Below are 13,632 nucleotides of genomic sequence, written 5' to 3' on the forward strand. Positions count from 1 at the left end.
CCGACCTGCCGAGAGGAGGCGTCCGTCCCATGGCCGAGCAGCGCCCCGACCCGCCCGACGACCGGCCCGACGACCGGCCCGACGACCGGCCCGACGACCGGCCCGACCCCGAGCTGGAGGCCGACGTGCGCCGCCTCCTGGCCGAGGCCCGGCACGACGAGCCGGTGCCCGACGACGTCGCGGCCCGGCTCGACCGGGTGCTCGCCGACCTCTCCGGGCGGCGCGCCGCACCGGTCGCGGCAGTCGCCTCGCTCGACGCCCGGCGTCGGCGCCGGCGCGGGGCCGGCCTGGTCGCGGCGGCGGCCGCCGTCGTGGGACTCGCCGTGGTGGTCCCCCAGGTCGATCTCGCCAGCAGCGACAGCGACAGCAGCTCGGCCGACGAGAACGCGGCCACGGCGGGCGACGCCGGTGGCAGCGCCGAGCACGACGCTGCCGCGCCGGAGGCGGCGCCCCAGGAGCGATCGGTGGCGGGGGAGGGTCGTGCCTACGCCTCCCGCGACGCCGTGCCCCGGATCGCGTCGGCCGACTTCGGCCGCGACGTCCGGCGGGTGGTCCGCCAGGTCGAGATGGTCCCGCTCGACAACGAGGACGCTCCCCGCGGCGACGCGGACGACACCACCGCGTCGGCGAACCGCCCGCTGGACGAGCACGGCCTCGACTGCCCGCCCGGCCCCTACGGCGACGGCCGCCTGGTGCCGGTGCTCTACGACGGCGAGGCGGCGGTCCTGGTGCTGCGGCCGGCCACCGCGGCCGCCCGGGTGGTCGACCTGCTGCAGTGCGGCACGGGCGAGCCGCTGCGCTCGGTCACGCTCCCGCCCCGCTGAGGCGGCGGCGGAATCTTCCTCGCCTAGGATCGGTTAGACCGGCGTACGTCCAGTCCGGTCGTCCAGCCTTCTGCCCAGGGAGTCCACCGCCCATGTCCGACCCGCGCAACGTCATCATCATCGGCTCCGGTCCGACGGGCTACACCGCGGCCGTCTACGCCGCCCGTGCCAGCCTGGAGCCGCTGGTCTTCGAGGGCTCGGTGACCGCCGGCGGTGCGCTGATGAACACCACCGAGGTCGAGAACTTCCCCGGCTTCCGCGACGGGATCATGGGCCCGGCCCTGATGGACGAGATGCGCGCCCAGGCCGAGCGGTTCGGCGCCGAGCTGGTGCCCGACGACGTCGTCGAGGTCGACCTCACCGGCGAGATCAAGGTCGTCAAGACCGCCACCGACACCTACACCGCCCGTGCGGTGATCCTCGCGATGGGCTCGGGCTACCGCAAGCTCGGGCTGCCCAACGAGGACGCGCTGTCGGGGCGCGGCGTCTCGTGGTGCGCCACCTGCGACGGGTTCTTCTTCCGCGAGCAGCACATCGCCGTCGTCGGCGGCGGTGACTCCGCGGTCGAGGAGGCCACCTTCCTGACCCGGTTCGGCTCCAAGGTGTCGCTCATCGTCCGCCGCGACGAGATGCGGGCGTCGAAGATCATGCAGGACCGCGCGCTGGCCGACCCCAAGCTCGAGATCGTGTGGAACTCCGTGGTCGAGCAGATCAACGGCACCGACCGCGTCGATTCGGTCACCCTCAAGGACACCGTGACCGGCGAGACCCGCGACCTCGACGCCACCGGCCTCTTCATCGCGATCGGCCACGACCCGCGCTCGGAGCTGGTGCGCGGCCAGGTCGACCTCGACGACGACGGCTACGTGCTGGTCGACCACCCCTCGACCCGCACCAACCTCACCGGCGTCTTCGCCGCCGGCGACCTGGTCGACCACCACTACCGGCAGGCCATCACCGCCGCCGGCACCGGCTGCTCGGCCGCGCTCGACGCCGAGCGCTACCTCGCCGACCTCGACCACGCCGGCGAGCCGGCGACCGACCAGGCCCAGCTGACGTACTCGTCCTGACGCCCGTCGCGGCGGCGGGTGCGGGGAATCCCGCGCCCGGCGCTGGTGTTGACTGGGGTGAGCGCCGGACCTGCCGGCGCGAGAGCCAAGCGTCGCGCTGAACTCAACCGAGAGGAAACAACCGTGGGCAACATCTCCGCCGTCACCGACGACGAGTTCCAGAGCCAGGTGCTGCAGTCCGAGAAGCCGGTGCTCGTCGACTTCTGGGCCGAGTGGTGCGGGCCGTGCAAGCAGGTCGCGCCGATCCTCGACGAGATCGCGTCCGCCCACGGCGACAAGATCACCTTCCTGAAGATGAACGTCGACGAGAACCCCGTCACGCCGTCGACCTACCGGGTCACCGGCATCCCGACGATCAACGTCTACCAGGGCGGCGAGGTCGTGAAGAGCATCGTCGGCGCCAAGCCCAAGGCGATGCTGCTCAACGAGCTGTCCGACTTCATCTGAGCCCCACCGCTCAGCTGGTCCTCACCCGGTCCCCGTCGCCCTCGGCGACGGGGACCGCGTCGTTGTCGGGGTCGGCCGCGGGGCGCGCGCCGGGGCGGGACGCACCGCCCCGAGCAACCGCTCCAGCGCGACCTCCACCTCGTCGCGCCAGGTCAGGGCGGTGCGCAGCTCCATCCGCAGGCGGGGGGTGACCGGGTGCGCCCGCTGGGTCTTGAACCCCACGCCCCCCAGGAACCCCACCGGAAGCACGCACCCCGCGCGGTGGGGCAGCCGGTCGTGGTGACCGAACGCCTCGACCGCCCGGGTGCCGCGCGAGATCAGGTCGCGCGCCATCCCCTGCACCAGCACCCGGCCCAGCCCGCCTCGGGCCAGCCCGGGCTCCACGTACGCCGTCGTGAGCAGCACCGCGTCGGGCGAGACCGGGGCGGTGGGGAAGCCCGCGGCTCCGGGCACGAACGCCGCCGGGGCGTAGACGACGTAGCCGACCGGGCGGTCGTCGACCAGCACCACCCGGCCGCACGAGCCCCACTCGCGGAGCACCTCGGAGACCCAGCCCTCCTTCTCGGCCGCCACCTCCACCGGCGCGACCCGGGCCCGACGCACCGGGTCGAGCTCCCAGAACAGGCACCTGCCGCACGGCCCCGGCAGCTCGGCCAGGTGGTCGACGGTGAGCCGGACGACCTTGCGTGACACGCGATCCTCCTCGGTCGGAGACCGTCGCGGAGGCCGTGTGAGCGATCAGACCCCGATCCCGGGTGCGGGCCGCGGCGGCATCCCTCATGCTAGAGGCACCATGGACACTCCCGCGCGCACGCAGAGCACCCGTCTCGACCCCTACGTCGACCGGTACGCAGCGCGGACGGCCGGGATGACGGCCTCGGAGATCCGGGCGCTCTTCGCCGTCGCCTCCCGGCCGGAGGTGGTCTCGCTGGCCGGCGGGATGCCCAACATCTCCGGGCTGCCGCTCGACGTCGTCGGCGAGGCGATCTCGGGGCTGCTGCGCGACAACGGGCCGATGGCGCTGCAGTACTCCTCCGGCCAGGGCGAGCCCGAGCTGCGCGAGCAGATCACCGAGGTGATGCGCCTCGAGGGGATCAACGCCCATCCCGACGACGTCGTGGTGACGGTCGGGTCCCAGCAGGCGGTCGACCTCGTGACCCGGGTCTTCTGCGACCCCGGCGACGTGGTGATCTGCGAGGCGCCGTCGTACGTCGGGGCGCTCGGGGTGTTCAAGGCCTACCAGTGCGACGTCGTGCACGCCGAGGTCGACGCCGACGGGCTCGTCCCCGAGGCGCTGCGCCAGGCGATCGCCGCGGTGAAGGCGGCCGGCAAGCGGATCAAGTTCCTCTACACGATCCCCAACTTTCACAACCCCGCCGGGGTGACGATGACCGCGGAGCGCCGGCTCGAGGTGATCGACATCTGCCGCCGCGAGGGCGTCCTGGTGCTCGAGGACAACCCCTACGGCCTGCTGGGCTTCGACCAGGAGCCGATGCGCGCGATCCGGGCGGACGCGCCCGACGGCGTGATCTACCTCGGCTCGTTCTCCAAGACGTTCTCCCCCGGCATGCGGGTCGGCTGGGCGCTCGCCCCGCACTCGGTGCGGGAGAAGCTGGTGCTGGCCCAGGAGTCGGCCACGCTGTGCCCGCCGACGTTCAACCAGTTCGCGGTCTCGGCGTACCTGCGCGAGCACGACTGGCAGGGCCAGATCAAGCAGATGCGCGAGATGTACCGCGAGCGCCGCGACGCGATGAACGAGGCGCTGCACGACCTGATGCCGGCGTCGTGCGAGTGGAACGTGCCGGCCGGTGGCTTCTTCGTCTGGCTCAAGCTCCCGCCCGGCGTCGACGCCAAGGGGATGTTGCCGCGCGCGGTCACGGCGCGGGTGGCCTACGTGCCGGGCACGGCGTTCTTCGCCGACGGGTTCGGCACCGGCTACATGCGGCTGTCGTTCTGCTACCCCACTCCGGAGCGGATCCGCGAGGGGGTGCGCCGGCTCGCCGGCGTGCTGGAGGCCGAGATGGAGCTGCGCGAGACCTTCGGGGCCTCGGCGCCGCCACGCCGGATCGGTGGCGGCTACGACGGCCCGACCAGCGACCTCACCTGATGCGCGACGTCACCTACGCGCCGATCATCGCGACGGCGAAGCTCGGCTTCCGGCTGCTCGGGCAGCGCTTCCAGCTCACCGGCACCGAGCACGTGCCCCGCACCGGTGGGGCGCTGCTGGCGGTCAACCACGTCAGCTACCTCGACTTCATCTACGGCGGCCTGGCGGCCCACCCCTCGCGCCGCCTGGTGCGGTTCATGGCCAAGCGGGAGATCTTCGACCACCGCATCGGCGGCCCGGTGATGCGCTCGATGCACCACATCGAGGTCGACCGCGACGAGGGCGAGGCGTCGTTGCGGACGGCGGTGCGCTACCTCGCGGACGGCGAGGTGGTCGGGATCTTCCCCGAGGCGACGATCAGCCGGGCGATGGAGCTCAAGGAGTTCAAGACCGGGGCGGTGCGGATCGCGGCCGAGGCCGGCGTGCCCGTCGTACCGGTCATCCTGTGGGGCACCCAGCGGCTGCTCACCAAGGACCACCCTCGCGACTTCTCGCGCGGCACCACCATCGCGGTCTCGGTCGGGGAGCCGCTGCACCCGACCGGGGCCGACCCGGTGGCCGAGACCGCCGAGCTGCACGCGGTGATGAGCGACCTGCTCGACCGCACCATCGCCGCCTACCCCGCCGAGGAGCAGCCACCAGGGTCGTGGTGGCTGCCGCGGCGGCTCGGCGGCGGCGCCCCCACCCTGGCCGAGGCGGCCGAGCTCGACGCGGCCGAGAGGGCCGCGCGGGCAGCCCGACGGGCGGGTCGGCACCCCGCCTGACCTGCGAGGACGCCACGGTCGTTCTATTGATCTGTCGCTTTGTCGACAAAGCGACAGGTCGCCGGTCAGACGGGACGGTCGTCCCGGTTGCGGGGGTCCATGATGTCGACGATCCGGCGCAGGTCGTCGAGCGAGGCGAACTCGACGGTGATCTTGCCCTTGGCCCGACCCAGGTCGACCTTGACCCGGGTCTCGAACCGGTCCGAGAGCCGGTCGGCGAGCTCGGCCAGGCCCGGCGCCGTGGGGCGGGCCCGCTGGGCCCGGTTGCTGCGGCTGCGGCCGGTGTCGCCCACAGCGACGATCTCCTCGAGGCCGCGGACGCTGATGCCCTCGGCGATGACCCGCTGGGCCAGGCGGTCCTGCACCTCCGGGTCCTCGACCGCGAGCAGCGACCGGGCGTGCCCCGCCGACAGCACGCCGGCGGCGACCCGCCGCTGCACGGCCGGGCTCAGCCGCAGCAGCCGCAGCGTGTTGCTGATCTGCGGCCGCGACCGGCCGATCCGCGTCGCCAGCTCCTCGTGGGTGCACTCGAAGTCCTCGAGGAGCTGGGCGTAGGCCGAGGCCTCCTCGAGCGGGTTGAGCTGGGAGCGGTGCAGGTTTTCGAGCAGCGCGTCCCGGAGCATCGCGGTGTCGTCGGTCTCCCGGACGATCGCGGGGATCGTGGAGAGCCCGGCTTCCCGGGAGGCGCGCCAGCGCCGCTCCCCCATCACCAGCTCGTAGGCCTGCTCGCCGGTGCGGCGGACCACGACCGGCTGGAGGAGGCCGACCTCGCGGATGGAGTGGACCAGCTCGGCCATCGCCTCCTCGTCGAAGACGCTGCGCGGCTGCACGTGGTTGGGCTGGATCTCCCCGACCGGCAGCTCGGCGAAGTAGGCGCCCTCGACCGGGCGCAGGCCGTCCACCTCGGGTGCCCGGGGCTGCTCGGCCCCGGACCGGTCCGCGGGCCGGTCGGCGGGCGGTGCCTCGTGCTCAGCGCCGGCGGCGGTCGTCACCGGCTCCACCGGAGTGGGGGCCTGGGTCGGGATCAGCGAGCCCAGACCGCGGCCGAGGCCGCGACGCTGCGGCGGCTTGGCGTTCATCGAGCGCTCACTCCCTTGGTGCCGATCTCACGCGCCGCCTCCAAGTAGCTCAGCGCACCCGGCGACGTGGGGTCGTAGGTCATCACCGTCTGCCCGTACGACGGGGCCTCCGAGACCCGCACCGACCGGGGGATGTTCGTCGCGAGCACCTGGTCTCCGAAGTGCCCGCGCACCTCTTCGGCGACCCCGGACGCCAGGCGGGTGCGGGCGTCGTACATGGTGATCAGGATGGTGGAGATCGCCAGCGCCGGGTTCAGGTGAGCGCGCACCATGTCCACGGTGTTGAGCAGCTGCCCCAACCCCTCGAGGGCGTAGTACTCCGCCTGGATCGGGATCATCATCTCCTCGCCGGCGACGAGCGCGTTGATGGTGAGGAGACCGAGGGAGGGCGGGCAGTCGATGAAGACATAGTCGAAGCGGTCCTCCCCCGCGGTGGCGTCGGTACCGACCCGGCCGTCGGCCCGCAGTGCCTTGTGCAGCCGCTGCTCCCGGGCGACCACGCTCACCAGCTCGATCTCGGCACCGGCGAGGTCGATGGTGGCCGGCACCACGAACAACCCGTCGATGTCGGGGCAGGTGGTCACGACGTCAGCCAGCGGGCTGCCCTCGACCAGCAGGTCGTAGGAGGACGGGGTGCCTTGGTGGTGGTCGACGCTGAGAGCGGTCGAGGCGTTGCCTTGGGGGTCGAGGTCGATGACCAGGACCCGTTGGCCGAACTGGGCCAGGGCGGCCGCGACGTTCACCGTGGAGGTCGTCTTGCCCACGCCACCCTTCTGGTTGGCGACCACCAGGATGCGGGTCGACTCGGGTCGCGGCAGTGGGGGCCGGTTCCGGGCGCCCTGACGAGCCATGAGCAGCTGCTCGGCAGCGCGGGCGAGCGGGGTGCTCTCGTCCGCGTAGGGCGGGACGGTGGACTGGGCGATGTCGCCGGCGGTAGGCACCTGCAGACCCAAGGGGTCGGTATTCACCAAGGAACTCGTTTCACGTGAAACATGGGTATCGGAGGACGAGGTTCCACGTGAAACCTCGTCCGCGGGGGCTTGTGGAGAACCCGGGGCACCCTGTGGAAGACCGGGGGTTCCAGACTCAGCGACAGCAGTGACATCGGTGGAAAACTCAACGGCGTCGGGGTCCGCGCCGGCGGGTGGCTGCGACCCGTCGCGGGGTTCGGGTGTACCTCCGTCCGTCACCGTCGTCGCCTCCCCCTCCGGGTACCTGCTCGCGGCCCGCGCACCGGGGTGGCCCCCGGGCCCGGCGGAAGCGGCCAAGATACCTGCGAGGGGTCGGCCCAGGCCACTCGGACTGCACAGGTGGGCTGCTGCACGAGACCCTCGCCGAGCAGGAGGACCTCGGGTTCGGCGCACCCCCACCGCTGCAAGGTCGGCGCTGCCGCGGCGACCTCATCAGCCACCGAGCCGCCCTTCATCCCCAGCAGCACCCCGTCCGGGGCGACCAGCGGCATCGACCAGTCCAGCAACCGGTCCAGCGGTGCGACCGCACGGGAGGTCACGACGTCGAAGGTGCGCTCGCCGTGGAGCGTCTCGGCCCGGCCGCGCACCACCTCGACCGGGAGACCCAGCTCCTCCACGACCTCGGTCAGGAAGGCCACCCGGCGCAGCAACGGCTCGACCAGGGTCAGCTCCAGGTCGGGCCGGGCGATCGCCAGCACCAGCCCGGGTAGACCCGCGCCGCTACCGAGGTCGGCTACGCGGGCGCCCCTGGGAACCGGGCCCGCCAGCACGGCGCAGTTGAGCAGGTGCCGGTCCCAGAGGCGCGGCGTCTCCCGGGGCCCGATCAGACCGCGTACCACGCCCTCGGTGGCCAGCAGCTCGGCATAGCGCTCCGCAAGCGCGAGGCGTCCGGACGCAAACACCCTCCCCGCCACGCTCGGCGGAGAGGGTGTCGCTCCGGTGCCTGTTTCACGTGAAACATGGTCAGGCACGATGAGTCCTCACGTCTGGGGCAGCACCACGACGTACCGCCGCGGCTCGACGCCCTCCGACTCACTGGTCAGCCCGGCCGCCGCGACGGCGTCGTGGACCACCTTGCGCTCGAAGGGGCTCATCGGCGACAGGGACGCCGGCTCCCCCGACTCCTTCACCTGAGCGACGACCTCGTCAGCCAGTCGCTCCAGCTCGCTGCGGCGCTCAGCCCGGAACCCGGAGATGTCGAGCATCAGCCGGGACCGCTCGCCGGTCTCGCGGTAGACGGCCAGTCGGGTCAGCTCCTGGAGCGCGTCGAGCACCTGCCCGTCGTCACCCACCAGCTGCTGGAGGTCCGCGCCCACGATCGAGACCGCGGCCCGGTCGCCCTCGACGTCCATGTCGAGGTCGCCGTCGAGGTCCGCGATGTCGAGCAGCTCCTCGAGGTAGTCGGCAGCGATGTCACCCTCGCGCTCGAGGCGCTCCAGCCGCGTCAGCCGCTCGCCCTCCGGCTCCGGGCGGTCCCCGTGGCCCTCGCCCGCCGCTTCGGCGCCGGGCTCCAGCACCTCGGTCTCGGTGATCTCCTCAGTCACTGCGTCTTCCCACCGTTCTCGTCGTTCTGGTTCCCCTGGTTGCCGGGGTGGTTCTGGTTCCCGGCGCCGCGCTGGCCGGCCTGGCGACGCTGGCTCCGGGTCTGCTTCTTCGGCTGCTGCCGTTGCGCGGGCCGCCGCTGCACCTCGGGCTCGGGCTCGACCTCCACGGTCGCGACCGCGGTGCCCTTGCGGGCCGCCTTCGCCTGGTCACGCTCCTCCTTGGCCTTGGCCGCGGGAGTGCCCGGAGCGGGGTTGTTGCGGATCACGTAGAACTGCTGGCCCATCGTCCACAGGTTCGAGGTGGTCCAGTACAGGAGCACGCCGATCGGGAACGCGATGCCGCCGACCGCGAACACCACCGGCAGCACGTAGAGCAGCATCTTCTGCTGCTGGGCGTAGGGACCGGACAGCGCGTCGGCCGGCATGTTCTTGCTCATCAGCTGGCGCTGGGTGAGGAAGGTGGTCGCGGTCATGGCCAGCACCAGGAACAGCGCCACCACCATCACCGTCGTGTGTCCGTCGGGCTGGAGGAAGGTGTCCTTGATCGGGATGGCGCCGAAGATCTCCGAGCTGCCGAACTGCTTGGCCCGCTCGGTGGTCATCACGCCCTTGGCCTTGCCGTCGGCCGCGTGGTCGAGCAGCCGGAACAGCGCCAGGAAGATCGGCATCTGCAGGAGGATCGGCAGGCAGGAGGCGAACGGGTTGGTGCCCGACTCGCGGTAGAGCTTCATCGTCTCCTGGGCGAGGCGCTCCCGGTCGTGGCCGTACTTCTTCTGCAGCTCCTTGACCTTGGGCTGGATCAGCTGCATGTTGCGTGACGACTTGATCTGCTTCACGAACAGCGGGATCAGCGCCGCCCGGATGACCAGGGTCAGGCCGATGATCGACAGCACCCACGACATACCGCCCTCAGGATCGAGGACCAGGCTGAAGAGGTTGTGCCAGCCGACCAGCACGAGCGAGATGACGTAGTACAGCGGCGCCATGATGAAGCCGCCGATGTCACCGAGGATTCCCACGAGCTCAGGCTCCTTGTCTGGTGGGGGTCACGGACCCCGCACCGCGGCGGGGAGGAACGGGGTCGTAGCCGCCGGCGGCCCACGGGTGGCAGCGGCCGAGTCGGCGTACGGCGAGCCAGGAGCCCCGGATGCTCCCGTGCTCCTCCACCGCGCCGAGCGCGTAGGCGGAGCAGGAGGGGTGGTAGCGGCAGACCTGGCCGTAGAGCGGGCTGATCACCGCGCGGTAGGCGCGCAGCACACCGATGAGCAGGTACTTCATGGCCGCCCTCTCACGCCAGGACCCGATCGAGACAACGGTCCAGCTCGGAGCCGAGTTCCGCGCCCGAGGCACCGGCCGCGGCCGGGTTGGCCCGGACGACGAGCACCGAGCCGGCGGGCAGCAGCCCGAGCCTGGCGGCCACCAGGTGGCGGAGCCGACGCTTCACGCGGTTGCGCACCACGGCATTGCCCACCGCCTTGCTGACCACGAACCCGACCCGGGGCGGGGCAGGCACGTCGGCACCGGCGAGGTGGACGACCAGGGTGCGGCTGCCGGAGCGGCGCCCAGCACGGACGGCCGCACCGAACGCGGCGCCAGAGGTCAGCCGGTGCTCGGCAGCGAGCACGACCCGGACGGCCGGCCCGTCAGACCGCCAGGTCCTTGCGACCCTTGCGACGGCGGGCCGACAGGATCGCGCGACCGGCACGGGTGCGCATGCGCAGGCGGAATCCGTGCGTCTTGTGACGGCGACGGTTGTTCGGCTGGTACGTACGCTTGCTCACGGACTTCTCTTCCTCTGTGGTTCAGGCCTCGGGTCATCCGGGCAGACCGGTGCAGCCACGTTCGGCGGCACCGCCCACCCACGGGCATCGACCCGACTCCCGTGGACATGCGGCACCCGTCGACGACCGGATGACCAATGAACGGTACGCGCTGGTCTCCGACAGGGTCAAACCCGCGCGAACCACCCCTCCCCGGCCTGTGGATGACGTCTTGCCGGTCGCCACCACGCCGCGTTAGGTTCGGGGCCACCGAGATTCCCTGCGCTTCCCGCTCGGACAGCGTGGCACCGCGATCGCGATCCGTTCCCCAGGACCCCGGTCACCGCCTCTGAACAGGCACGATGCCACGTCCTGGTCCCGTGGGCGGCGTCTCGGGACGGCTCTGTCCACACCCACCGAGCCGGGTTCACAACCTGTGGACAAAACTGTGGAGACAGCACACGACGCACCACCCGAGCGGCCGGCCGGCGCAGCCCGGACGACGCCCGGTCGCAGGACCACCAGGGCAGGACCACCAGGGAAAGGTGAACGCCGATGGAACAGGCAGCCCCCGAGCTCGCGCAGGCGTGGGCGAAGATCGTCGGCGACCTCGCCGCCCACCAGCGGGCCTGGCTGGTCGACTCCGCGCCGGTCACCCTCCACGGCGACACCGCGATCGTCGCCGTCCGCGACGAGTTCGCCCGCACCCAGCTCGAGGGGCGGCTGCGCGGCCAGGTCCAGGACGCGCTCACCGCGGCGTTCGGCCACGACGTCCGGATCGCGGTCACCGTCGACCCCGAGCTCGGCGCCACCCCCGCGCCGGTCCCCTCTTCCGCCAACCCCGCCGTCCAGCCCAGCCACCCCGCCCAGGCACCCGCCGAGGCGACGGACGGTCCCGGCGAGCACGACGTTCCGCCCCCCACCGGGCCCGGCCTGGACCGATCCGAGTCGATGCATCCACATGTCGACATGTCGACACATCGACCCGACCTCGGCGGTGGCCGTCGCGCCGCGGGTCAGCCGGCCGGCATCTCAGGCAGCCATCCCACTGCCCTGGAGACCCGGCTCAACCCCAAGTACACGTTCGAGACCTTCGTCATCGGCTCCTCCAACCGCTTCCCCCACGCGGCCGCCGTCGCCGTGGCCGAGGCGCCGGGCAAGGCCTACAACCCGCTGCTCGTCTACGGCGACTCCGGGCTGGGCAAGACCCACCTGCTGCACGCCATCGGCCACTACGTGCGGTCCCTCTACACCGGCGCCAAGGTGCGCTACGTGTCGAGCGAGGAGTTCACCAACGAGTTCATCAACGCGATCCGCGACGACCGGCAGGACCGGTTCAAGCGCCGCTACCGTGACGTCGACGTGCTGCTGATCGACGACATCCAGTTCCTGGAGGGCAAGACCCAGACGCAGGAGGAGTTCTTCCACACGTTCAACACCCTCCACAACGCCAACAAGCAGATCGTGCTCACCTCCGACCGCGCGCCCAAGCGGCTGGAGGCACTGGAGGACCGCCTGCGCAACCGGTTCGAGTGGGGGCTGATCACCGACGTCCAGCCGCCCGACCTCGAGACCCGCATCGCGATCCTGCGCAAGAAGGCCGCGATGGACCGGTTGACCGCGCCGCCGGACGTGCTGGAGTTCATCGCCTCCAAGATCCAGACCAACATCCGCGAGCTCGAGGGCGCGCTGATCCGGGTCACGGCGTTCGCCAACCTCAACCGCCAGGAGGTCGACATGACCCTGGCCGAGATCGTGCTCAAGGACCTGATCCCCGAGGGCGGCGAGCCCGAGATCACCGCGTCGCTCATCATCGGCCAGACCGCGTCGTACTTCGGGCTCGGCATCGACGAGCTGACCGGCCCGAGCCGCGGGCGCCACCTGGTGATGGCCCGCCAGATCGCGATGTACCTGTGCCGCGAGCTCACCGACCTGTCGCTGCCCAAGATCGGCGCGCAGTTCGGCAACCGCGACCACACCACGGTCATGTACGCCGACCGCAAGATCAACCAGCTGCTCGCCGAGCGACGCGCGGTCTTCAACCAGGTGAGCGAGCTGACCAACCGGGTGAAGATGCAGGCCCGCCAGGGCTGACGTCAGCCGCTCGGCTCGGTTGGGCCGTCGACGGGGCGGCCGTCGAGCCGCGCCTGGAGCGAGCGCAGCAGGGCGCGCAGCTCGGTGACCTCCTCCAGCGGCACGTCGAGCTCGGCGAAGACCCGCTGCTGCACCTCGGCCACCGCCGGCCGCAGCTCCTCGCCCTGCGACGTCACCTCCACCAGCACCCGACGCTCGTCGTCGGCGTCGCGACGGCGTCGCACGTGGCCGGCCGCCTCCAGCCGCTTCAGCAGCGGGGTCAGCGTCCCGGAGTCGAGGTGCAGCCGCTCCCCGAGCGCCCCCACGGCGAGCGGGCCGTCGGCGTCCCAGAGCGCCAGCAGCACCAGGTACTGCGGGTACGTCAGCCCCTGGGCGGCCAGCAGCGCGCCGTACTGCCGGGTCATCGCGCGGCTGGTCGCGTACAGCGGGAAGCAGAGCAGCTGCTCGAGCGACACCACCGAGGTCTGGGAGGACATGCGTCCAGCATACGCTTGCACCAATAGATTGTGTGCAATACAGTTGTGCACATGACACCTCTCTACACAGCATCCGCAGCGTCCACCGGCGACGGCCGCAACGGCCACGTCCAGAGCACCGACGGGATCCTCGACCTCGACGTCCGCACCCCGGTCGAGCTCGGCGGCTCCGGCGGCGCCACCAACCCCGAGCAGCTGTTCGCCGCCGGCTACGCCGCCTGCTTCCACTCCGCCCTCAAGCTCGTCGCCGGCCAGGACGGCGCCGACCCGCGCGACACCGAGGTCGTCGCCGACGTCTCGATCGGCAGCAACGACAACGGCGGCTTCCTGCTCGCCGTGCAGCTCGAGGTCACCATGCCCGCCGTCGACCGCGAGACCGCCGAGAAGCTGGTCGCCCGGGCCCACGAGGTCTGCCCCTACTCCAACGCCACCCGCGGCAACATCGAGGTCGAGCTCACCGTCGCCTGACCCGACCACCCCACGGCCCGCACCGGCC

Annotated in this window: 17 protein-coding genes; 7 read left to right on the top strand and 10 right to left on the bottom strand. The window is 71.9% G+C overall.

Translation table 11 applies throughout. From position 1 onward, the window contains the following. Nucleotides 1-29: 29 nt before the first annotated feature. From JT721_RS10060 to trxA, 3 genes are all read left to right on the top strand, one after another. Nucleotides 30-824, top strand: a complete 795-nt coding sequence (locus tag JT721_RS10060) for a hypothetical protein (RefSeq protein ID WP_205472961.1) — start codon at nt 30-32, stop codon at nt 822-824. A 92-nt stretch (nt 825-916) separates the two neighbouring features. Next, nucleotides 917-1,894: a thioredoxin-disulfide reductase gene (gene trxB, locus JT721_RS10065; RefSeq protein WP_205472962.1), complete on the top strand. Its 978-nt coding sequence runs from the start codon at nt 917-919 to the stop codon at nt 1,892-1,894. Nucleotides 1,895-2,017: 123 nt separating this feature from the next. Beyond that, nucleotides 2,018-2,341, top strand: a complete 324-nt coding sequence (gene trxA / locus JT721_RS10070) for a thioredoxin (protein ID WP_205472963.1) — start codon at nt 2,018-2,020, stop codon at nt 2,339-2,341. 21 nt (nt 2,342-2,362) lie between these two features. On the opposite strand, the gene JT721_RS10075 is transcribed toward trxA, so the two are convergent. Next, nucleotides 2,363-3,034: a GNAT family N-acetyltransferase gene (locus tag JT721_RS10075; RefSeq protein ID WP_307827982.1), complete on the bottom strand. Its 672-nt coding sequence runs from the start codon at nt 3,032-3,034 to the stop codon at nt 2,363-2,365. A 100-nt stretch (nt 3,035-3,134) separates the two neighbouring features. Between JT721_RS10075 and JT721_RS10080 the strand changes: the two genes are divergently transcribed. Together JT721_RS10080 and JT721_RS10085 are read left to right on the top strand one after the other, a co-directional pair. Further along, nucleotides 3,135-4,448: a PLP-dependent aminotransferase family protein gene (locus JT721_RS10080; protein ID WP_205472964.1), complete on the top strand. Its 1,314-nt coding sequence runs from the start codon at nt 3,135-3,137 to the stop codon at nt 4,446-4,448. Beyond that, the gene (locus tag JT721_RS10085) at nt 4,448-5,212 is read left to right on the top strand and encodes a 1-acyl-sn-glycerol-3-phosphate acyltransferase (RefSeq protein ID WP_205472965.1); all 765 of its coding nucleotides are present in this window, start codon (nt 4,448-4,450) and stop codon (nt 5,210-5,212) included. The genes JT721_RS10080 and JT721_RS10085 overlap by 1 nt, the downstream gene beginning before the upstream one ends. 65 nt (nt 5,213-5,277) lie before the next feature. Here JT721_RS10085 and JT721_RS10090 read toward each other — a convergent pair whose 3' ends face one another. The 8 genes from JT721_RS10090 to rpmH all read right to left on the bottom strand — a co-directional run bounded on the left by JT721_RS10090 (nt 5,278) and on the right by rpmH (nt 10,587). Beyond that, on the bottom strand, nt 5,278-6,291 hold the full coding sequence (locus tag JT721_RS10090; RefSeq protein ID WP_205472966.1) for a ParB/RepB/Spo0J family partition protein: 1,014 nt from the start codon (nt 6,289-6,291) through the stop codon (nt 5,278-5,280). Then, the gene (locus tag JT721_RS10095) at nt 6,288-7,232 is read right to left on the bottom strand and encodes a ParA family protein (RefSeq protein WP_374220881.1); all 945 of its coding nucleotides are present in this window, start codon (nt 7,230-7,232) and stop codon (nt 6,288-6,290) included. Before JT721_RS10095 ends, JT721_RS10090 begins: the two co-directional genes overlap by 4 nt. 245 nt (nt 7,233-7,477) lie before the next feature. Continuing rightward, nucleotides 7,478-8,233, bottom strand: a complete 756-nt coding sequence (gene rsmG, locus JT721_RS10100) for a 16S rRNA (guanine(527)-N(7))-methyltransferase RsmG (RefSeq protein ID WP_374220882.1) — start codon at nt 8,231-8,233, stop codon at nt 7,478-7,480. Nucleotides 8,234-8,242: 9 nt separating this feature from the next. Further along, nucleotides 8,243-8,710, bottom strand: a complete 468-nt coding sequence (locus JT721_RS10105) for a R3H domain-containing nucleic acid-binding protein (RefSeq protein ID WP_240340513.1) — start codon at nt 8,708-8,710, stop codon at nt 8,243-8,245. Between the two features lie 92 nt (nt 8,711-8,802). Further along, nucleotides 8,803-9,792, bottom strand: coding sequence for a membrane protein insertase YidC (gene yidC, locus JT721_RS10110; protein WP_240340514.1), 990 nt, complete (start codon nt 9,790-9,792; stop codon nt 8,803-8,805). Nucleotides 9,793-9,829: 37 nt separating this feature from the next. After that, nucleotides 9,830-10,084, bottom strand: a complete 255-nt coding sequence (gene yidD / locus JT721_RS10115) for a membrane protein insertion efficiency factor YidD (RefSeq protein WP_205472970.1) — start codon at nt 10,082-10,084, stop codon at nt 9,830-9,832. Nucleotides 10,085-10,094: 10 nt separating this feature from the next. Continuing rightward, nucleotides 10,095-10,430 (bottom strand): ribonuclease P protein component, encoded by a 336-nt coding sequence (rnpA, locus tag JT721_RS10120; RefSeq protein ID WP_205472971.1) that lies wholly within the window; start codon nt 10,428-10,430, stop codon nt 10,095-10,097. Between the two features lie 19 nt (nt 10,431-10,449). Then, complete coding sequence (rpmH, locus tag JT721_RS10125; RefSeq protein ID WP_205472972.1) at nt 10,450-10,587, bottom strand: 50S ribosomal protein L34; 138 nt, start codon at nt 10,585-10,587, stop codon at nt 10,450-10,452. A gap of 534 nt (nt 10,588-11,121) precedes the next feature. Here rpmH and dnaA point away from each other — a divergent pair. Continuing rightward, nucleotides 11,122-12,660 carry a chromosomal replication initiator protein DnaA gene (gene dnaA, locus JT721_RS10130; protein WP_205472973.1) on the top strand — a complete coding sequence of 513 codons (1,539 nt, stop codon included), beginning with the start codon at nt 11,122-11,124 and terminating at the stop codon, nt 12,658-12,660. A gap of 2 nt (nt 12,661-12,662) precedes the next feature. On the opposite strand, the gene JT721_RS10135 is transcribed toward dnaA, so the two are convergent. After that, on the bottom strand, nt 12,663-13,136 hold the full coding sequence (locus JT721_RS10135; RefSeq protein ID WP_205472975.1) for a MarR family winged helix-turn-helix transcriptional regulator: 474 nt from the start codon (nt 13,134-13,136) through the stop codon (nt 12,663-12,665). Between the two features lie 51 nt (nt 13,137-13,187). Here JT721_RS10135 and JT721_RS10140 point away from each other — a divergent pair, with 51 nt between their 5' ends. Next, nucleotides 13,188-13,604 carry an organic hydroperoxide resistance protein gene (locus JT721_RS10140; protein WP_205472977.1) on the top strand — a complete coding sequence of 139 codons (417 nt, stop codon included), beginning with the start codon at nt 13,188-13,190 and terminating at the stop codon, nt 13,602-13,604. Nucleotides 13,605-13,632 lie beyond the last annotated feature (28 nt).

It is taken from the genome of Nocardioides sp. SYSU D00038, assembly GCF_016924665.1.
Classification (GTDB): domain Bacteria; phylum Actinomycetota; class Actinomycetes; order Propionibacteriales; family Nocardioidaceae; genus Nocardioides.

What these genes read in the sequence shown, in the direction of transcription:
- JT721_RS10060 (WP_205472961.1), top strand. Translation starts at nt 30, where the DNA reads ATGGCCGAGCAGCGCCCCGACCCGCCCGACGACCGGCCCGACGACCGG.
- trxB (WP_205472962.1), top strand. Translation starts at nt 917, where the DNA reads ATGTCCGACCCGCGCAACGTCATCATCATCGGCTCCGGTCCGACGGGC.
- JT721_RS10080 (WP_205472964.1), top strand. Translation starts at nt 3,135, where the DNA reads ATGGACACTCCCGCGCGCACGCAGAGCACCCGTCTCGACCCCTACGTC.
- JT721_RS10085 (WP_205472965.1), top strand. Translation starts at nt 4,448, where the DNA reads ATGCGCGACGTCACCTACGCGCCGATCATCGCGACGGCGAAGCTCGGC.
- JT721_RS10090 (WP_205472966.1), bottom strand. Translation starts at nt 6,291, where the DNA reads ATGAACGCCAAGCCGCCGCAGCGTCGCGGCCTCGGCCGCGGTCTGGGC.
- yidC (WP_240340514.1), bottom strand. Translation starts at nt 9,792, where the DNA reads ATGGCGCCGCTGTACTACGTCATCTCGCTCGTGCTGGTCGGCTGGCAC.
- yidD (WP_205472970.1), bottom strand. Translation starts at nt 10,084, where the DNA reads ATGAAGTACCTGCTCATCGGTGTGCTGCGCGCCTACCGCGCGGTGATC.
- dnaA (WP_205472973.1), top strand. Translation starts at nt 11,122, where the DNA reads ATGGAACAGGCAGCCCCCGAGCTCGCGCAGGCGTGGGCGAAGATCGTC.
- JT721_RS10135 (WP_205472975.1), bottom strand. Translation starts at nt 13,136, where the DNA reads ATGTCCTCCCAGACCTCGGTGGTGTCGCTCGAGCAGCTGCTCTGCTTC.
- JT721_RS10140 (WP_205472977.1), top strand. Translation starts at nt 13,188, where the DNA reads ATGACACCTCTCTACACAGCATCCGCAGCGTCCACCGGCGACGGCCGC.